The following is a 19016-nucleotide window of genomic DNA, read 5'->3' on the forward strand; positions in this document are numbered from 1 at the left end:
ACGATCGCGCCGTCGACCCGGCACCGACCGGCCGGCGCCAATGGGCCGGCGTCGAAGGGCCGGCGCCGCCCGCCGGAACCGACCATCATGCCGACCCGACCAGAGGACGCGCGCTCCCCGCGCGCCCTGGCGCTCGCCGACGCCCGCGTCCGCGAGGCCGAGGAGCGCAAGATCGCCGAGGAGGAGGCCCGCCGCCGCAAGGAGCGCGAGGTCGCCGAGCGCGCCGAGCGTGAGGCCGCCGAGGCGCGCAAGCGCGAGGAGGACGAGCGCCGCCGCGTCGAGGACGAGGCCAAGCGCAAGGCCGAGCAGGAGGCCAAGAAGCGGTTCGGCGACGACGAGCCCGCCAAGGCGGCGCCCGCCGCGACGCCGGCGGCCCAGCCGTCCCGGCCCGCGTCGGCGCGGCCGGCCGGCCGTCCGGCCGGTGCGGCGACCCCGGGCGCGACCCCGGTCAACGCCCGCACCGCCGTGCAGGAGCCCGACGAGGAGGAGCGCCGTCCGGTGCGCCGCTCGGGTGCCGGCCCGGCCCGTCCGGCCCCGGCCCCCAAGCCGGCCAGCACCAAGACCGGCCCGCAGAAGAGTCGCGGCCGTCTGACCGTGGTCACGGCGCTCGACGCCGGCGAGGAACGCGAGCGCTCGGTCGCCGCGTTCCGGCGCCGCGTGCAGCGCCTGAAGGGCCACGCGTCGAACGAGCCGAAGGAGAAGCTCGTGCGCGAGGTGACGATCCCGGAGGCGATCACCATCCAGGAGCTCGCCAACCGCATGGCCGAGCGCGCCGTCGACGTGATCAAGCTGCTGATGAAGCAGGGCCAGATGGCCAAGATCACCGACACGATCGACGCCGACACGGCCCAGCTGATCGCCGAGGAGCTCGGCCACACGGTCAAGCGCGTCTCGGAGGCCGATGTCGAGGAAGGCCTGTTCGACGTCGCCGACGCCGCCGAGGACCTGGTGCCGCGGCCGCCGGTCGTCACCATCATGGGCCATGTCGACCACGGCAAGACGTCGCTGCTCGACGCCATCCGCCACGCCAACGTGGTGGCCGGCGAGGCGGGCGGCATCACCCAGCACATCGGCGCCTACCAGGTGACGGCGCCGTCCGGCGCCAAGATCACCTTCATCGACACGCCCGGCCACGCCGCCTTCACGGCGATGCGCGCCCGCGGCGCCAAGGTGACGGACGTCGTCGTGCTGGTGGTCGCGGCCGACGACGGCGTGATGCCGCAGACGGTCGAGGCGATCCAGCACGCCAAGGCCGCCAAGGTCCCGCTGATCGTCGCCATCAACAAGATCGACAAGCCCGACGCCAAGCCGGAGCGGGTCCGCACCGAGCTCCTCCAGCACGAGGTGCAGGTCGAGACCTTCGGCGGCGAGACCCTCGAGGTCGAGGTGTCGGCCAAGCAGAAGACCAATCTCGACAAGCTGCTCGACATCATCGGGCTGCAGTCGGAAATCCTCGAGCTGAAGGCCAATCCGGACCGCCCGGCCGAGGGCACCGTGATCGAGGCCAAGCTCGACCGCGGCCGCGGTCCGGTGGCGACCGTGCTGGTCCAGCGCGGCACCCTGAAGGTCGGTGACATCGTGGTCGCCGGCGCCGAATGGGGCCGCGTGCGCGCCCTCGTCTCCGACACCGGCAAGCCGATCGACACGGCCGGCCCGTCGGTTCCGGTCGAGGTGCTCGGCTTCAACGGCACGCCGGAGGCGGGCGACCGCCTCGCCGTCGTCGAGAACGAGAGCCGCGCCCGCGAGGTGACGGACTACCGGGCGCGTCAGAAGCGCGAGAAGCAGGCGGCCCGCGCGAGCGGCATGCGCGGCTCGCTCGAGCAGATGATGAGCCAGCTCAAGACCTCGGGCCAGAAGGAATTCCCGCTGGTCATCAAGGGCGACGTGCAGGGCTCGATCGAGGCGATCGTCGGCGCGCTGGAGAAGCTCGGAACCTCCGAGGTGGCGGCCCGCGTGCTCCTGTCCGGCGTCGGCGGCATCACCGAATCCGACGTGACGCTCGCCGAGGCCTCGAACGCCGCGATCATCGGCTTCAACGTGCGTGCCCACAAGGAAGCGCGCGAGGCGGCCGAGCGGCTCGGCATCGAGATCCGCTACTACAACATCATCTACGACCTCGTGGACGACGTGAAGAAGGCCATGTCCGGCCTGCTGGCGCCGACCACGCGCGAGACGATGCTGGGCAACGCCTTGATCCAGCAGGTCTTCAACATCACCAAGGTCGGCAAGGTCGCCGGCTGCCGGGTCACCGACGGCGTCGTCCAGCGCGGCGCCAATGTCCGCCTGATCCGCGACAACGTGGTGATCCACGAAGGCAAGCTCGGCCAGCTCAAGCACCTCAAGGACGACGTCCGCGAGGTCACGTCCGGCCACGAGTGCGGCATGTCGTTCGAGAACTACCAGGACATCCGGGTCGGCGACGTGATCGAGTGCTACCGGCTCGAGACGGTGCAGCGCTCGCTGTAGGTGATTTCATCGAGGATCGGGCGTGCCCGACGGTTTCGGCCGGGCACGCCTTTCCGTATCGCAGCGTCACGGACGACACTCTCGCCTCCCCTCCTCCGCACGGGCCTGTCCCGGACGGGACGGACGGAGACCGGGGGCGCCGCGGCGCACAGCCGGCGCAGGTTCGATTCCCGCGCCACCGGCAAGAAGACCATGGCCAAGCATCACCACACCCGTGACCAGGGCGCCGGCCCGTCGCAGCGCGCCTTGCGCGCCGGCGAGCTGATCCGCCACGCCGTCGCCGAGATTCTGCAGCGCGGCGACGTGCACGACCCGGTGCTCGAGACCCATCTGATCACCGTGCCCGAGGTGCGCATGTCGCCCGACCTGCGCCTCGCCACCATCTACGTCATGCCGCTCGGCGGCAGCGACGAGAAGCCGGTGCTCGAGGCGCTGGAGCGCAACAGGAAGTACCTGCGCGGCGAGATCGCCCACCGGGTGAACCTCAAATTCGCACCCGACATCCGCTTCCGCATCGACGACCGCTTCGCCGAGGCCGCCCGCATCGACGGCCTGCTGCGCTCGCCCGCCGTGAAGCGTGATCTCGACGGCGCCGACCAGGACAACAAGAGCGACGACGAATGACGCCCGACATCGCCGAAGACGACATCCCGGCCGCAGGTACGGCCGCCCTCGCGACCGACGCCCGCCCGACCACCGACGCCGATACCGGCGCCGGCGCGGCCGCCACGGGCGAGGCCCGTTCCGCCGACCGCGCCCTGCAGGGCGAGGGCCGGCCGCGGCGCGAGCGCGGGCCGCAGAAGAAGCGTGACAAGCGCGACGTGCACGGCTGGCTCGTCCTCGACAAGCCGGTCGGCATGACCTCGACGCATGCCGTGTCGATTGCCAAGCGGCTGTTCTCGGCCAAGCGGGCCGGCCACGCCGGCACGCTCGACCCGCTCGCTTCCGGCTGCCTGCCGATCGCGCTCGGCGAGGCGACCAAGACCGTCATGTTCGTGATGGACGGCCGCAAGCGTTACGAGTTCACGGTGCGCTGGGGCGAGGAGCGCGACACCGACGACGCCGAGGGCCGGGTCGTCGCCGAGAGCGCCGACCGCCCGACCCCGGAGGCGATCCGGGCCGTGCTGCCGCGGTTCACCGGCACCATCGAGCAGGTGCCGCCGCGCTACTCGGCGATCAAGATCGAGGGCGAGCGCGCCTACGACATCGCCCGCGACGGCGAGACCGTCGAGCTCAAGGCCCGGCCGGTCGAGATCCACACGCTGGAGCTGATCGACACGCCGGACGCCGACCATGCCGTGTTCGCGGCCGAATGCGGCAAGGGCACCTATGTGCGGGCGATCGCCCGCGACATGGGCCGCCTGCTCGGCTGCCACGGCCACGTCTCGGCGCTGCGCCGCACCGCCGTCGGCCCGTTCGCCCGCGAGGACATGATTCCTCTGGCGGATCTGCAGGCGGTGTGCGATAGAGCCGCGGTTGGCGAGGGAAGCCTCGCCGACGCAATTCTGCCTGTCTCGACCGCGCTGGACGACATCCCGGCGCTGGCCGTCAGTCGGGCGGACGCGGCCAGGCTCCAACGGGGCCAGGCCGTCCTGGTGCGCGGGCGGGACGCCCCCATCGTCCACGGCATCGTGTCCGTGACCGTTTCGGGCCAGCTCCTGGCCCTCGCCGACATGGACCGTGGCGAGATCGTCCCCAAGCGCGTGTTCAACCTCGCCGGCCTGCATGGCAGGGCCGGCCGAAAGCAAGGTGTTTGACCCGATGTCGATCACGACCGCCCGCAAGGCCGAGCTGATCACCACCCATGGGACCAAGGCCGGCGACACCGGCTCGCCCGAGGTCCAGATCGCGATCCTCTCCGAGCGCATCGCCAACCTGACCGAGCACTTCAAGACCCACACCAAGGACAACCACTCCCGGCGTGGCCTCCTGAAGCTCGTGTCGCAGCGCCGTCAGCTCCTCGACTACCTCAAGCGGACCGAGGAGAGCCGCTACAAGGCGATCATCGAGAAGCTCGGCATCCGTCGCTGAGCGGGTTTTCGCGGGGTTGGGCCCCGCCGGCGGACAGAGTTCGCCGGGCCGGGCCAACTCCGCCGGCGGGCGTTGCCCGCCCGACGACACGGTGCGGCGCAGGCCGCCGCGCCGAGGCCGCCCCGGTCCCGAAACGCGGGACACGCCGGGCGGAAGGCGACCGAAAGGTCCGGAGCGCAGCGAATTCGGTCGGAGTGGCGCTCCGGCGGCGGGACCGAAGGGTCCGGGACCAACGGTTCGGAAGCGAACCGGTCCGGCCCCCGGCAGGTCCGAGACGCCGTGCCGAATGCGGCGGCCCGTCGCCGCCGACCGAGCCGGGCGAGGCCGCCCGGCGAACGCTGGAGATCGCCATGGCAGGATCGCCGGACGCTGTCGCGGGTCGCGCCTTCGGGCGCGCGCGGCAGCGTCTCGCCGTCTTGCTCATGGCTGTCCGAGGCATCCCCCAAACCATGAGAGAAGACCAAGATGTTCGACAAGCATAGCGTGGAGATCGACTGGGCCGGCCGCAAGCTCGTGCTGGAGACCGGCCGCATCGCCCGTCAGGCCGACGGCGCCGTGCTCGCCACCTACGGCGAGACCACGGTTCTCGCCACCGTGGTGGCCGAGAAGACGCCGCGCCCCGGCATCGACTTCATGCCGCTGACCGTCAACTACCAGGAGAAGACCTACGCGGCGGGCCGCATCCCGGGCGGCTTCTTCAAGCGCGAGGGCCGGCCGACCGAGAAGGAGACGCTCACCTCGCGGCTGATCGACCGCCCGATCCGCCCGCTGTTCGCCGACGGCTGGCGCAACGACACCCAGGTGATCGTGACGACCCTGTCGCACGACCTGGAGAACGATCCCGATATCGTCGCGATGGTCGCCGCCTCCGCGGCCCTCACCATCTCGGGCATCCCGTTCATGGGCCCGATCGGCGCGGCGCGCGTCAGCTTCATCAACGGCGAGTTCGTCCTCAACCCGCAGCTCGACGAGATGTCCGAGAGCCAGCTCGACCTCGTCGTCGCCGGCACCCAGGACGCCGTGCTGATGGTCGAGTCCGAGGCCAAGGAGCTCCCCGAGGAGGTGATGCTCGGCGCCGTGATGTTCGGCCACCGCCACTTCCAGCCGGTCATCCAGGCGATCATCCAGCTCGCCGAGAAGGCCGCCAAGGAGCCGCGCGAGCTCGTCACCAAGGACAATTCCGAGATCGAGAAGGAGATGCTCGGCATCGTCGAGCAGGATCTCCGCGCCGCCTATGCGATCCCGCAGAAGCAGGAGCGCTACAAGGCCGTCGACGCCGCCCGCGCCAAGGTGAAGGCGCACTTCTTCCCCGAGGGCGAGACGCCGCGCTTCGACGAGCTGCGCGTGATGGGCGTGTTCCACGAGCTCGAGGGCAAGATCGTCCGCTGGAACATCCTCGACACCGGCCGCCGCATCGACGGTCGTGACGTGCGCACCGTGCGCCCGATCGTCGCCGAGGTCGGCGTGCTGCCGCGCACCCACGGCTCGGCGCTGTTCACCCGCGGCGAGACGCAGGCGCTGGTCGTCGCGACGCTCGGCACCGGCGAGGACGAGCAGTTCATCGACGCGCTGGAGGGGACCTACAAGGAAACCTTCATGCTGCACTACAACTTCCCGCCCTTCTCGGTGGGCGAGACGGGCCGCATCGGCTCGCCGGGCCGGCGCGAGATCGGCCACGGCAAGCTCGCCTGGCGCGCCATCCGGCCGATGCTGCCGCTCAAGCACGAGTTCCCCTACACGATCCGCGTCGTCTCGGAGATCACCGAGTCGAACGGCTCGTCCTCGATGGCGACCGTGTGCGGCACCTCGCTCGCGCTGATGGACGCCGGCGTGCCGCTGCGCTCGCCGACCGCCGGCATCGCCATGGGCCTGATCCTCGAGGGCGACCGCTTCGCGGTGCTCAGCGACATCCTCGGCGACGAGGACCATCTCGGCGACATGGACTTCAAGGTGGCCGGCACCGAGAAGGGCGTCACCTCGCTGCAGATGGACATCAAGATCGCCGGCATCACCGAGGAGATCATGCGGGTCGCCCTGACCCAGGCCAAGGACGGCCGCCTGCACATCCTCGGCGAGATGTCGAAGGCGCTCACCTCGGCCCGCGACCAGCTCGGCGAGCACGCGCCCCGCATCGAGATGTTCTCGATCCCCGTGGACAAGATCCGCGAGGTGATCGGCTCGGGCGGCAAGGTGATCCGCGAGATCGTCGAGAAGACCGGCGCCAAGATCGACATCCAGGACGACGGCACGGTCAAGGTCGCCTCGGCCAGCGGCGAGTCGATCCGCGCCGCGATCAACTGGATCAAGTCGATCGCCTCGGAGCCCGAGGTCGGCCAGATCTACGAAGGCACGGTCGTCAAGGTGATGGACTTCGGCGCCTTCGTGAACTTCTTCGGCTCCAAGGACGGCCTCGTCCACATCAGCCAGCTCGCCTCGCGGCGCGTCCAGAAGGTCAACGAGGTCGTCAAGGAAGGCGACAAGGTGAAGGTGAAGCTGCTCGGCTTCGACGAGCGCGGCAAGGTCCGCCTGTCGATGCGGGTCGTCGACCAGGAGACCGGCGAGGACCTCGAGGCCAAGCAGAAGGCCGAGGGCCACAAGGACGAGCAGCCGCGCGAGGCCGGCGAGTAATCGCTACCGAGCGTCGGTTCACCGACCACGGAATGCGACAGGGCGGCCCACGGGCCGCCCTGTTTCGTTATTTGGTGATGCGTTTCGTCGTGCTCACGACCGGCGCCTCGCTTCACCTCTCCCCGCCGGAGAGAGGTCGGGGTTCGCGCCGAAGGCGCGAAGTCCGGGTGAGGGGGTGCCGCCCTCTCGATCAAACAAATCGGCGTCGGCACCCCCCGACCCCACCCCTCTCCCCGCCGGGGAGAGGGAGCCTCGCCGCACTCGTCGCATGCGCCGAGAGCACCCGCATCGCCGATCGCGCACCGCCACCTCTCCCCTCATGGTGAGGAGCGGCCGCAGGCCGCGTCTCGAACCATGCGGCCCCGACGCAGAGGCCACCCTCGCCCTTCGAGACGCGAACCTTCGGTCCGCTCCTCGGGGTGAGGGTGGAAAACCGTCGCCCGATGGCCACCCCGATCAATCGATCGGCAGCGGTGCGGCGGGGTCGACGAGCTTCGCCTCGCGCAGCGCGCGCCAGAAGTCGGCCGGCACCGTCTCGGCGAGCGCGGCGCGGTCCTCGGCGATGCGGCTCGGCCGGCTGGCGCCCGGGATCACGGCCACCACGGCCGGATGGGCGAGCGAGAACTGCAGGCCGGCCGCCTTCATCGAGACGCCGTGGCGGTCGGCGATCGCCTTGATGCGCGCCACCTTGTCGAGGATTTCGGGCCGCGCCGGCGCGTATTCGAAGTTCGGGCCGCCGACCAGCGCGCCCGAGCTGTACGGGCCGCCGACCACGATGCCGACGCCGCGCTCCGCCGCCGTCGGCATCACGCGCTGCAGCGCGCGCGAATGGTCGAGCAGCGTGTAGCGCCCGGCGAGCAGACAGACATCCGGGCGCGGCTCCTGCAGCCCGAGCAGCAATTCGACCGCCTCGACCCGGTTGACGCCGATGCCCCAGCCCTTGATCACGCCCTCGTCGCGCAGGCGATCGAGCGCCCGGAACGCGCCCGTGCGGGCCGTGTCGAACACGGCGAGCCACTCGTCGCGATAGAAGTCCTGCGCCACGTCGTGGACGAAGGCGATCTCGACATGGTCGGTGCGCAGCCGCTTCAGGCTGCCCTCGATCGAGCGCAGCGTGCCGTCGGCCGTGTAGTCGTTCACCACGCGGTTCGGCCGGCCATGCGCGAACACGCCGCCTTTCTCGCCCTGGTCGCGGGCGCCGACGTCCTCGACCTCGTCCAGGATGACGCGGCCGACCTTGCTGCTGATCACGAACTCGCCGCGCGGCTTGCCGGCGAGCGCCTCGCCGAGGCGGATCTCCGCGAGGCCGGCGCCGTAGAAGGGCGCGGTGTCGTAGTAGCGGATGCCGTCGCTCCACGCCGCCTCGACGGTCGCCAGCGCCTCGGCCTCGGGAATGTCACGGAACATGTTGCCGAGCGGTGCCGCCCCGAAGCCCATCGTGCCGGGCAGAATGTCCTTGATCGCCATGGTCCGTGTCGTCCTGTCTGCAGAGCGTGGGGGTGTCGCCGGCCGTCCACGGCCGACGCTCGTCGCAGCCCGGGATGTATGGATCACCCTGCGGCTCCGCCAGCGCACGCAACTCGGCCCCGTGTCCCGGGCGCGACGCGGCGCGCCGGTCGACCTGGAACTCGACCCGACATCCTGAGGCGCTCGCCGGAGGCGAGCCTCGAAGGATGCGGCCCGGGCCGTCGCCCTTCGAGGCTCGGGCTTTGCCCGAGCACCTCAGGGTGACGGTCGGAGGCGGGATTGCAGCAATCGCGGTCGTCTCACCCCAGCCGGTCGAGCAGGCTCTCGTCGCCGCGGCGCTGGTGCCAGCCGTCGAACCAGACGAGGTCGCGCAGCGGCAGGCGGGGCAGCCAGCCGGCGGTCTCGAGCTCGGGCTTCTCGTAGAAATGCGAGACCTTGCCGATGCACAGATAGGCGACGGGCTGGATGCGCGACGGGATGCCGAGCGCGGCGCGCAGATCGTCGTAGCGGACGATCGACACCCAGCCGAGCCCGAGATTCTCGGCCCGCGCGGCGAGCCACAGGGTCTGCACGGCGCACACGGCGCTGTAGAGATCCATCTCGGGCTGATGGGTACGGCCGATCACCACCGGGCCGGTGCGCTCGCGATCGCAGGTGATGCACAGGCCGACCGGCGCCTCGAGAATCCCCTCGAGCTTGAGCTTGCGGTAGGTCGCGGCGCGGCCGCCGTCGAACATGTCGGCCGCCTCATCGTGCGCGGTGGCGAAGGCGGCGTGCACCTTCCGCTTCACCGCCGGGTCGCGCACCACGATGAAGTCCCACGGCTGCATGAAGCCGACCGACGGCGCGTGATGGGCGGCGTCGAGCAGGCGCGCCAGAACCTCGTCCGGTACCGGGTCGGGCAGGAACTGGCCGCGCACGTCGCGCCGAGTCGCGATGCAGCGGTAGACGGCGTCGCGCTCCTCCTCGGAGAAGTCGGCATTCTGCTGCACGGTCGCGTCCATGATCTCCTCGCAAGAGCGCACGCCACCGCGTCCGGCCGCGGCGGCGAAAGGAGCATCATAGCGCGATTTCCATGGCGGACGGACAGGTCCGGATCGGCGGGGCGGCGCATGGCGGCCCGGCACGGCCGCCCCGGGCGCCAACCGCGACTCACCGGTCGGTGCGATAGCGCGACAGCTTGTCCTCGTCGATGACGACGCCGGTGCCGGGCAGGTCGCGCACCCTCAGCTCGCCCCGCTCGATCCGCAGCGGCTCGGCCAAGAGATCGTCGCTCATGTCGAGGAAGTTCGACAGCTCGCCGGCCCGCCGGGCCGTCCCCGCGAAGGCGGCGCCGAACACCAGCGACGCCATGGTGCCGACCTGGCCGTCGATCTGGTTGCCGACATAGGTGTCGACGCCGAGCGCCTCGCACATGAACAGGACCCGCTGCGAGCCGGTGAAGCCGGTCCGCGCCGTCTTGATCGAGATCGCCGTCGCCGACCCGTCGAGCAGGGCGCGCGCCGCCTCGGCCGGGCGCGACACGGATTCGTCGGCGAAGAACGGGATCGCCGTGCGGCCGACCAGCCAGCGGCGCCCGAGCACGTCGTCGGCCGGGTTCAGCTCCTCGGCCATCAGGAGATCGAGATCGTCCATGGCGCGCAGCGCGCGCGCCGCCTCGGCCGCGCTCCAGCCGCGGTTGCCGTCGATGTAGAGATCGACGGCATCGCCGAAATGCGCTCGCAGCGCGCGGCAGACCGCGACGTCGCGCGCGATGGGACGCCGCCCGACCTTGATCTTGAAGGTGGTGATTCCGTAGGTCTCGTTGATGCGCTGCGCCAGCGCGACGGTGCGGTCGGGATCGTCGAAGCCGACCATGTGGCTGACCCGCATGCGGTCCGTGTAGCCGCCGAGCAGCGACGTGACGGGCCGGCCGAGAAGCTTGCCGATCACGTCCCAGATCGCGATGTCGAGCGCGCTCTTGGCGCACGGGTTGCCGACCGTGCGGTCGAGACGCGCATGGATCTTCTCGCGGTCTAGCACGTCGAGCCCGACGACCTGGGGCGCGAAGATCGTGTCGATCACGGCCCGGATGCCGCCTTGCGTCTCGCCGTAGGTGAACGGCCGGGGCGGCGCCTCCGCCTGGCCGACCACCCCGTCCTCGCCGTGGACCCGCACCAGCACGTGCTCGGCGACATGCACCTCGCCGGACGCGAAGGCGAGCGGCCGCGTGTAGGGAATCGAGAACGGGATCGCCTCGACCTTGGTGATCTTCATGCGTCACTCTCGGGATAGCGGGTCGCGCCGATGAACAGGTCGGCCTCGTCGAGGGCGCTCAGCGCCCGGCGGACCAGCGGTGAGCTGCTCTGCGCCCGCCAGGCGAGCGCGATGTCGATGTACTCGGTCATGCCGAGATCGACGAACCTGATCCCGGACTGCCTCTGATCATTCGCCAGGCCCTGGGCCGAGCGCGGCACCAAGGCGACGCCGAGACCGGCGGCCACCAGGCCCAGCATCGTGCCGGTGTCCCCGACCTCGACGAGGCCGGTCGGGACGAAGCCGGCCTTGGCGCACTGGGTCAGCACGGCGTCGCGCACCACCGAGCCGGAGGACTCCGGAAAGGTCACGAAGGGCTCGTCGCACAAGTCCTCGAGCCGGATCTGATCACGTCCGGCGAGCCGGTGGCCGGCAGCGAGGACCAACACGAGCGGGTCGCGGCCGACCACCCGGTAGGCGAGGCCCGCGGCCCGCACCGGAAGCCGCAGCAGCGCGAGGTCGATCTCGCGGTCGAGCAGGGCGCGCTCCTGGGCCGACGTGAACATGCCGGCCGTGATCTTGAGCCGCACGCCGGGCATCGCCCGCTCGACGATCCCGACCATGCGGGGCAGCAGCGTGTGGCTCACCGAGCCGACCGCGCCGAGACGCAGCGGGCCGTCCTTCCCGGACCCGAGATGGCGGACCTGCTCCTCCAGGCGGGCGACCTGCGCCAGCAGCACCCGGCCCTCGGCCAGCAGCTCCTCGCCGGTCCGGGTGACGACGACGGAGCGGGTGGTGCGGAACAGCAGCTCCGCCTTCAGGGTCTCCTCGAGGCGCCGCACGCGCTGCGACACCTGGGCGAGCGAGATGCCGAGGCGCTCGGCGGCGCGCCCGAAATGCTGCTCCTCCGCCACCGCGACGAACGCCCGCAGATCGCCCAGGTCCATGCTCATCCCCAGACCGTCTCGTGGTCTCGGCTCACTGGCTGGCGCGAATCCCCGCCGACTCGACGACCCGCTCCCACTTCTTCACCTCGCGCGCCGTGTGCGCGGCGAGCTCCTCGGCCGACGACGCGACGATGCGGCCGCTCACGTCGTCGAAGCGCTTGGCGAGCTCCGGATCGGCGAGCGCCTTGCGCAGATCGGCCGACAGCTTCGCGACCACGGCGGGCGGCGTCTTCGCCGTGACGTAGAGGGCCCACCAGTTGCTCATCTCGTAGCCCGGAAGGCCGCTCTCCGCCACGGTCGGCACGTCGGGGAGCTGGGCGATCCGATCCTTCGTGGTCACCGCGATGGCCCGCACCTTGCCGCCCTGCACCTGCGGCAGGGCCGTCGAAGCGTTGTCGAACATCACGTCGATGCGCCCCGTGATCAGATCGGTCAGCGCCGGGCTGCTGCCGCGATACGGCACATGCGTGATGTCGACGCCGGCCTGCTGCTTGAACAGCTCGGCCGCGAGATGCAGCGACGAGCCGATCCCGGCCGAGGCATAGCTGGACGAGCCTTTCTTCACATGCGCGAGCAGATCGGGAATCGTCTTCACGTCGGAGATCGCCGGCACGATCACCACGTTGGGAGTCTCGAGGGCGAGCGTCAGCGGCGCCAGATCCTTGAGCGGGTCGAACGGCAGCGACTTGAACAGCGCCACGTTCGCCGCGACCGCGACGGAGGCGAGCACGAGCGTGTGCCCGTCGGGCTGCGCCCGGACGGCCGCCGTGATGCCGATGTTCGAGCCGGCGCCCGGCATGTTCTCGACGATGATGGTGCGGCCGTAGAGGGCGCCGAGCTTCTCGGCGATCGCGCGGCCGATGATGTCGGCGGCCCCGCCCGCCGCGAACGGCACGATCAGGCGCATCTGGCCGGACGGGAAATCCTGCGCCCGCACGGCGGTGGAGGTGGCGGCGGTGGCGGTGGCGGCGGCGATCACGGCGACGATCAGAGACAGGCGCTTGAGCAGGGACATGAGACACCCTCAGGCGTTGACGATCGAGGACAGTGCGGCGAGCGGCGATCGACCGGGCGGGACGGCGCCGCAGCGCCGGTCCGGTCGCCCGGCGAGACCATCATGGCCCCGCGGCGATCGTTACGGAACGAGGTCCGCCCATGGTCTGTAGGTGAAGCCCGGCGCGCCTGTCAACGCGACCCGAGTGCCGGAAACCCTTGCGGCGTCGATTGTTTCGGCGCCTGCGCCATTGTCTCGAAAGACTGAACAATGGGCTCCGACGCCGCGAATCTCACGACCGGAGCGACGTTGAAACGACCCTGCAATGTTGATAGAGCGGCGTCGCCGATGCCGCACGACACGATCGATCGGCATCGGCAGGCGCGACATGACAGAAGCCGAGCCGCCACGGCTCACCAGGCCACGGCGCACGAGGGAGAAGGCCGATGCTCTATCTGGTCCGCATGGACGTGACGCCGCCGCGCGACATGGATCCGGAGGAGTTTGCTCGGATCAAGACGCGCGAGAAGGACTACGCGCTCGCACTGCAGCGCGACGGCCGCTGGCGCCACATCTGGCGCGTCGTCGGCCAGTACAGCAACTACTCGATCTTCGACGTGGCGGGAAACGACGAGCTGCACCGGATTCTGCAGGACCTGCCGCTGTTTCCCTACATGCGCATCGCGGTGACGCCGCTCGCCACCCATCCGTCCGATCTCGCTGCGCAGTGACGCGGACGCCGCGCCTCAGTCGTGCGAGCGCACCGCGAGCGGCGTTGGATAGGGCTCGACGCGCAGCGACTCGTGGGCCAAGAGCCCGACCTTCTGACGCGGCGCCTGCTCCAGCTCGCCGGTCGCCGCCTTGCGCACCGCGTATTGCCAGGCGGTGAGCTCGCCGCGGGTCTTCAGCGCACGCGCCACCGTGCCGGCGTCGCGCCCACCGAGCGCGTCGAGCTCCGCGTCGGAGAGGCCGATGACGATCTCGTCCTTGACGGTGACGATCTTGAACAGCGTGGTCATCGACGTCTCCGGTAGCTTGGCCTGCGCGTGCAGCGTGCCAGAATCGGGCGTGCGGGTCTCGGTCGCGCGGATGTCGGTCGTGCTCTGGGCAGCGGCCGAGCCGGCGATCACGGGCGCCGTGGCCGCGGCGGCGAGGCCGGCGACGAGGCGCCGGCGGACGATGTCGGGCATCGAAGCTCCCCCTCGAACGGAGGCGGCGCGGGCCGCGTGGCCTCGCGTCTCGCCGGTGAGACGCAAAAAGGCCGTCCCGGCTCTTCGTCGCGGCCGGACGACCGGAGGTTCAGGAGAACCGTCGCGCGCTTGTCACGCCCCCTCGCGGCGCCGCGAGGCGGCGGCCGATCAGCCGCGCGCGGGGATGCGGACGTTGCCGTCCGCCCCGGTGTCGAGCGGCACCACGGCCGTCACGGCACTGAGCGGCAGCGGCCCGTAGAGATGCGGAAAGAGATCGCCGCCGCGCGACGGCTCGAAGCGCAGCGCCTGGCCGAGCGCCGCGGTCGCCACTGTGACGAGCACCAGGTCGCGCTGCCCGGAGAAATGCTTGCGGGCCGTCTCGGCGAGCTGGGCCGCGGTCGAGAAATGGATGAAGCCGTCGGCGAGGTCGACCGGCGCGCCCTTGAACACGCCGCTCGATTCGGCCTCGCGCCACAGGGCGGCGGGGCAGATCTTGTACACGTGCGCGTCGGCCGGGCTCATCCGATTCTCCTCGTCGTCCGCCCCTGATAACGGCGCCGGGGCCGGCACGCGAGCCCGGCCGCCGCAGGTCCGGCCTGCGGCCGACCGCCGCGCGACCGGCAGCTGCGCCGATGCGAACCACGGGCGCGGTACCGCGTTGAGGCTCGGATGTGCTCTGCCGCCGGCGCCTGCGTCACGCCGGGGCGCCGGGCCGAAACACGATCATCGCCGGAACCGCCATGCGCCGCATTCTCGTCCTGCTCAACGCCCGTGCCGGCACGCTCGTCGACTGCGGGGCCGAGACCGTGACGGCGGCGCTCGCTGCGCTCGGCGAGGGCGGCCGCCAGGTCGACATCCATCTGGTCGCCCCCAAGGCGATGCCGGCCGCCATCGCCGAGGCCGCCCGCGCGTCGCACGACGCCCTGGTGGTCGGCGGCGGCGACGGCAGCGTCAACCTCGCCGCCCGGACGCTGGCCGGCACCGGCAAGGTTCTGGGCGTGCTGCCCTTCGGCACCATGAACCTGCTCGCCCGCGACCTCGGCATGCCGGCCGGCATCGATGCCGCCGTGGCGGCCCTGAACGCCGCCACGCCGACCGACATCGACCTCGCGACGCTCGACGGCCGGCCGTTCCACTCGCTCTCCGGCATCGGCTTCTTCAGCCAGATGGCGCGCGCCCGCGAGGAGACCCGCGGCCACCCGCTCGGCCGATTCCTGGGGGTCGCCTGGGCGGCCCTCAAGGCGCTGCGCCGCAGCGGCCGGTTCCGCTTCGAGGTGGCGCTCGACGGCCGCCGCGAGATCGTCGACGCCTATGCGGTGCTGGTCACCAACAACCGCTTCGGGCCGGACTGGCGCCGCCCGCGCCTCGACGAGGGCCTGCTCGAGGTCCACATCGCCGAGGACGCGAGCACGCTCGGCCTCGCCCGCGCCGGCGCCGACCTCCTCACCGGCGGCTGGCGCGACAATCCCGGCATCCGCAGCGTCACGGCCCAGGAGGTGACGATCTCGCATGTGCGCCGCCGGGCCTGGACGGCGACCGACGGCGAGCTCGTCCGCGCCGCGGTGCCGCTGCATTACGGCATCGTGCCGCGCGCCCTGACGGTCCTCGAGGCGCCGGCCGAGACGCCGACGACCCCGGCCGTCCGAGCCGATGCGGGCGCCGACACGGCGGGCGCGGCGGAAGCCGGTCGCGGCGCACGGACGGGCGCCGACCTGCCGGCGTGACGCAGGGCGCCCCTCCGCGACGCAGCGACGGAAACGCCTGTCGCGAACCCGTCGCGGTCGGCTTGCCATCCGTCCGGCGAGCCTCTATAACCGCCCCCGCTCGCCGATGCCTCGGGGCTCCGCTCCGGCATCGCGCTTATCGCGAGCACGCCCAGGTAGCTCAGTTGGTAGAGCACGTGACTGAAAATCACGGTGTCGGTGGTTCGATTCCGCCCCTGGGCACCATCTAAGCTTCTGAAACTCAATCAGAACTAAATTCTGCTCCGAGGCCGATCGCGCCCGCGTTCCCGCCGGGGACACACCGGGGACACAACAGCGCAGTGTGGTCTCGGCCGTACAAGTGCGCTGATCGAAGCCCGACGCGCTGCCGGCAGGCCTGTCGACCGCAGCCTCTCCCGATCAGGCCCCGGCCTCATGGCAGGCCGTCGCGCTGCTCCGCCGCTTCATTCGGCTCGAGATGGTTCTCGCCGCCGCCATAGTCGCGGTGGCAGTGATCCGGCGCGTCTTCCGAACCCGGTGCGCCCGGCTCGGGATGATAATGAGACGACCCCCTTCGCCAGTCCCGAGAATGCCTAAGCGCCTTGCAGACTGCTCGATGTCGACTGCACTCAACCGGGGCCCGAGGATCACGCTCTTCGCCTACGGTCTCCAGCAGTGTGGGAGGCCGCCGCTTCGTCCTTCAGCCGCGTCAGGAACGTCGCGAGGTCCACGGCGCAGATCAGGGTCTTCCTGCCGAACTTGATCGGTGTGAGGTCGCCACGCTTGATCGCCGCGTAGAGGGAGGTGCGGCCGACGCTGAGCAGCTCGAGAGTTTCGGCAACGCTGTACGTCGCCTTCATAAGGCCGAACGCGCGCGGATCGATGTGCGGTGCATCATCTCCGGCGAGTTGATCTCCACACCTATTGTCAGCAATCGAATGTGGCTGGCGGTAGGGCCGATGGCGTTCGGGCATGGAGCGATCTGCGACCTTTCTTTCGGGTCAAGTGCTGCTCGACGGAGCGCCATTTCTGTCAACACGCGGCCAAGGCACGATACGGGTCTTGCCTCCTGAACGGAGCGCGGTGATCACTCGCCACTCACCGAGGTTCAGCGCGCGAGACCAAGAGCAAAACCCCTACTTGGCCTTTCGGATTTTGATGAACGCCCGATCGGTCGCCATGAATCGGGCGATCATCGGCCCTACGAGCTTTGCCGGCTCGACTGCCTGCCCGTTGTTGCGGCCGAGCAGCTCGGCGTAGGCGACGAGATCGCGGTGGACCTGGGCGGGCAGATCGAGGGTGAGCTTGACGGGCTTGTCGTCGAGCAGCTCCGAGAGCTTCAGCTTGTCCATGCTGGACCTCTTCATGGTGGACTTGGTCGATGTCATCCTCGATACGGCGCGAGGACGAGGTCGCGGTTGACGATGACGCGGACCGGGAAGCCCGGCCGGATCGTCAGGGTCGGCTGGATGTTCAGATTGCGGCGAACGACCTGCTGGCCGGTCTGGTTCAGGCTGGTGCTGCCGCCGCGCCGGAGTGCGCGGAAGAGCTCGCTCTCGGTGTCGCTCGCGCCGAGCTCGGAGCCGACGCCGAGCAGCGTCGAGAGGGCCGCCGCCATGAACAGACGGCCCCAATGGTGGTCGACCTCGTCCTCGAGACCGGCGAAGCCTTGCGGGTCGGCGGCGGGCTGACGCTCGAGCACGATCGAGCGGCCGTTCGGCAGGATGAGCCGGGTCCAGACCAGGAGGATGCGGTCCTGCCCGAAGGCGACGTGACTGTCGTAGACGCCGATCAGCTTCGATCCTTGGGGCACGAGCAGGTATCGGCCGGTCGGGCTGTCGTAGACATGCTCGGTCACCTGGGCCGTGACCTGGCCGGGCAGATCGGAGCGGATGCCGGTAATCAGCGCGGCCGGGATCACGGCGCCGGCCTGCACGACGTAACACGACGGCGGTGCGGCGAGGCGATCGGGACTGACGGTCTTGCGGTCGACGGCGGCGTTGAGGAAGGCGAGCTTGCGGTCCTGGAGGTTCTGTCCCCAGTCGGCGTCGAGTGGCTGCGGATCCGAGTGCGCGGCCGGTGTGAGCGAGTTGTCCGCCGGTTGGAGCGCCGGTGCAGTCGGCGCAGCGGCCCGCGCCGTTGTGCTCGCCGAAGCGAACAGCCGGCTGGTGCGCGCCGCCTCCTGCTCCTGGGCGGAGCGTTGCTGGGCCGGGTCCGCCGCGTGCGACGGGTCGGGCGGGGTGACGCCGGCGCTCAGCATCGGCCGGCCGAGATCGCCCGGCAGCGGCGGCCCGAGCTGGGGCACGCCGGCAGGAACGGCCGATACGGCCGGCTTGGGGACGGCCGCGTAGTCGCGCGGCAGGGCAGCGATCGCGTCGGGCAGCGGCTTGTGGTCGGAGCTGTAGAGCTCGCCGCCGCCGGTCGGCTTGGGCTTGTCGCGGGACAATCCCCAGATCAGCGCTCCCGACACCACGATCGACGCGCCGGCGAAAAGCCCGACCAGCACCTTGCGAGAGAGCCGCATGACGGGCGGATGCTCGGGCCGAAGGCGGAGCTCGGCCGCGAGATCGTTCGTTCCGGAGGAATGGTCCGCGCGCTCGCTCACCACGCGGCTCTCCCGTCGGTGCGCACGATGCGGACCCGGCGCTCGGAGCCGCCGTCGCCGAGCCGCAGCTCGGCCGCGGCGAACAGGCGGTCGACGATCATGTGGTTGCCGCGGACCCGGTAGTTCACGAGCTCCGAGGTCTTGCCCTCCGGGCCGATGATGAACAGCGGCGGCATCTCGCCTTGGCCGATGCCGCGCGGGAACGCGATGTAGACCTTCTTGCCGTCGTCGAAGGCGCGGAGCGGCCGCCAGGGCGGCGCGTCGCCGTCGATCACGTAGCGGAACCGCAAGGCGTCGACCTCGAGACCGGTCGCGACCGGAACGGCCGTCTCGGCCGCGGCGTTGCGTTGGTGCAGCGCGATCAGGCGGTCGTGCGGATAGTCCCACGAGACCGAGGCCATGTAGGTCTTCTCGGTCGAGCGCAGCTCGAGGTGATAGGTCCGGCGGTCGGTGTTGATGACCAGATTGGTGACGAGGTCGGGCCGGGTCGGCTTGACCAGAACGTGGATCCGCTTCGCCGCGCTGGTGCCGCTCTCGGCGTCACCGATGATCCAGCGCACCGTGTCGCCGGCCGCGATCGGGCCGGAGCCGACGAGCTGCTCGCCCTCCTGCAGGGCGATGTCGGTGACCTGCCCGGGGGCGGCATAGACCTGGTAGAGGGCGCCCTCCGAGAAGGGATAGACCTGAACGGCATTGATGTAGCCGGCCCGGCTCGGCTCGACCCGCGCCGCCGTGTTGGCACGGTCGACC

The 19016-nt window shown here is 70.8% G+C and carries 18 protein-coding genes and 1 tRNA gene; 8 read left to right on the plus strand and 11 right to left on the minus strand.

Features of this window, described 5'->3' with window-relative positions:
• The first annotated feature begins 3 nt into the window (after positions 1-3).
• From infB to pnp, 5 genes are all read left to right on the plus strand, one after another.
• Entirely contained in the window at positions 4-2466 is a 2463-nt protein-coding gene (gene infB / locus ABTU92_RS13035) for a translation initiation factor IF-2 (RefSeq protein ID WP_408091279.1), read from the plus strand.
• Positions 2467-2658: 192 nt separating this feature from the next.
• Positions 2659-3090 carry a 30S ribosome-binding factor RbfA gene (gene rbfA / locus ABTU92_RS13040; RefSeq protein WP_378479136.1) on the plus strand — a complete coding sequence of 144 codons (432 nt, stop codon included), beginning with the start codon at positions 2659-2661 and terminating at the stop codon, positions 3088-3090.
• On the plus strand, positions 3087-4223 hold the full coding sequence (gene truB / locus ABTU92_RS13045) for a tRNA pseudouridine(55) synthase TruB (RefSeq protein WP_408091247.1): 1137 nt from the start codon (positions 3087-3089) through the stop codon (positions 4221-4223). Before rbfA ends, truB begins: the two co-directional genes overlap by 4 nt.
• 4 nt (positions 4224-4227) lie before the next feature.
• Positions 4228-4497 (plus strand): 30S ribosomal protein S15, encoded by a 270-nt coding sequence (gene rpsO, locus ABTU92_RS13050; RefSeq protein WP_408091249.1) that lies wholly within the window; start codon positions 4228-4230, stop codon positions 4495-4497.
• A 465-nt stretch (positions 4498-4962) separates the two neighbouring features.
• Positions 4963-7125, plus strand: coding sequence for a polyribonucleotide nucleotidyltransferase (gene pnp, locus ABTU92_RS13055; RefSeq protein WP_408091251.1), 2163 nt, complete (start codon positions 4963-4965; stop codon positions 7123-7125).
• A gap of 456 nt (positions 7126-7581) precedes the next feature.
• Here pnp and ABTU92_RS13060 read toward each other — a convergent pair whose 3' ends face one another.
• The 5 genes from ABTU92_RS13060 to ABTU92_RS13080 all read right to left on the minus strand — a co-directional run bounded on the left by ABTU92_RS13060 (position 7582) and on the right by ABTU92_RS13080 (position 12789).
• Positions 7582-8592 (minus strand): aldo/keto reductase, encoded by a 1011-nt coding sequence (locus ABTU92_RS13060; RefSeq protein WP_408091253.1) that lies wholly within the window; start codon positions 8590-8592, stop codon positions 7582-7584.
• Positions 8593-8891: 299 nt separating this feature from the next.
• Positions 8892-9596, minus strand: coding sequence for a 5,6-dimethylbenzimidazole synthase (gene bluB / locus ABTU92_RS13065; protein WP_408091255.1), 705 nt, complete (start codon positions 9594-9596; stop codon positions 8892-8894).
• Positions 9597-9744: 148 nt separating this feature from the next.
• Positions 9745-10848 (minus strand): mandelate racemase/muconate lactonizing enzyme family protein, encoded by a 1104-nt coding sequence (locus tag ABTU92_RS13070; RefSeq protein ID WP_408091257.1) that lies wholly within the window; start codon positions 10846-10848, stop codon positions 9745-9747.
• Positions 10845-11780 (minus strand): LysR family transcriptional regulator, encoded by a 936-nt coding sequence (locus tag ABTU92_RS13075; protein WP_408091259.1) that lies wholly within the window; start codon positions 11778-11780, stop codon positions 10845-10847. Before ABTU92_RS13075 ends, ABTU92_RS13070 begins: the two co-directional genes overlap by 4 nt.
• A gap of 25 nt (positions 11781-11805) precedes the next feature.
• On the minus strand, positions 11806-12789 hold the full coding sequence (locus ABTU92_RS13080; RefSeq protein WP_408091261.1) for a Bug family tripartite tricarboxylate transporter substrate binding protein: 984 nt from the start codon (positions 12787-12789) through the stop codon (positions 11806-11808).
• A gap of 425 nt (positions 12790-13214) precedes the next feature.
• Between ABTU92_RS13080 and catC the strand changes: the two genes are divergently transcribed.
• Entirely contained in the window at positions 13215-13499 is a 285-nt protein-coding gene (catC, locus tag ABTU92_RS13085; protein ID WP_408091263.1) for a muconolactone Delta-isomerase, read from the plus strand.
• A gap of 15 nt (positions 13500-13514) precedes the next feature.
• On the opposite strand, the gene ABTU92_RS13090 is transcribed toward catC, so the two are convergent.
• Both ABTU92_RS13090 and ABTU92_RS13095 read right to left on the minus strand, forming a co-directional pair.
• Positions 13515-13958 carry a hypothetical protein gene (locus ABTU92_RS13090; RefSeq protein ID WP_408091265.1) on the minus strand — a complete coding sequence of 148 codons (444 nt, stop codon included), beginning with the start codon at positions 13956-13958 and terminating at the stop codon, positions 13515-13517.
• A gap of 168 nt (positions 13959-14126) precedes the next feature.
• Positions 14127-14480, minus strand: a complete 354-nt coding sequence (locus ABTU92_RS13095; protein WP_408091267.1) for a DUF952 domain-containing protein — start codon at positions 14478-14480, stop codon at positions 14127-14129.
• A 218-nt stretch (positions 14481-14698) separates the two neighbouring features.
• Here ABTU92_RS13095 and ABTU92_RS13100 point away from each other — a divergent pair, with 218 nt between their 5' ends.
• Entirely contained in the window at positions 14699-15682 is a 984-nt protein-coding gene (locus ABTU92_RS13100) for a diacylglycerol/lipid kinase family protein (protein ID WP_408091269.1), read from the plus strand.
• 149 nt (positions 15683-15831) lie between these two features.
• Positions 15832-15907: transfer RNA gene (locus tag ABTU92_RS13105), tRNA-Phe, on the plus strand.
• A gap of 401 nt (positions 15908-16308) precedes the next feature.
• Here the strand turns inward: ABTU92_RS13105 and ABTU92_RS13110 are convergent.
• The 4 genes from ABTU92_RS13110 to trbG all read right to left on the minus strand — a co-directional run.
• Positions 16309-16635: a helix-turn-helix domain-containing protein gene (locus ABTU92_RS13110; RefSeq protein WP_408091271.1), complete on the minus strand. Its 327-nt coding sequence runs from the start codon at positions 16633-16635 to the stop codon at positions 16309-16311.
• Between the two features lie 162 nt (positions 16636-16797).
• Positions 16798-17013, minus strand: coding sequence for a DUF2274 domain-containing protein (locus ABTU92_RS13115; protein ID WP_408091273.1), 216 nt, complete (start codon positions 17011-17013; stop codon positions 16798-16800).
• 32 nt (positions 17014-17045) lie between these two features.
• A complete protein-coding gene (locus ABTU92_RS13120) occupies positions 17046-18266 on the minus strand; it encodes a TrbI/VirB10 family protein (RefSeq protein ID WP_408091275.1) in 1221 nt (406 codons plus the stop codon).
• Positions 18263-19016: P-type conjugative transfer protein TrbG (gene trbG, locus ABTU92_RS13125; RefSeq protein WP_408091277.1), on the minus strand; the 754-nt coding region annotated here is incomplete at its 5' end. The genes trbG and ABTU92_RS13120, both read right to left, overlap by 4 nt.

This window comes from Rhodoplanes sp. SY1 (assembly GCF_046000175.1).
Classification (GTDB): Bacteria; Pseudomonadota; Alphaproteobacteria; order Rhizobiales; family Xanthobacteraceae; genus Rhodoplanes.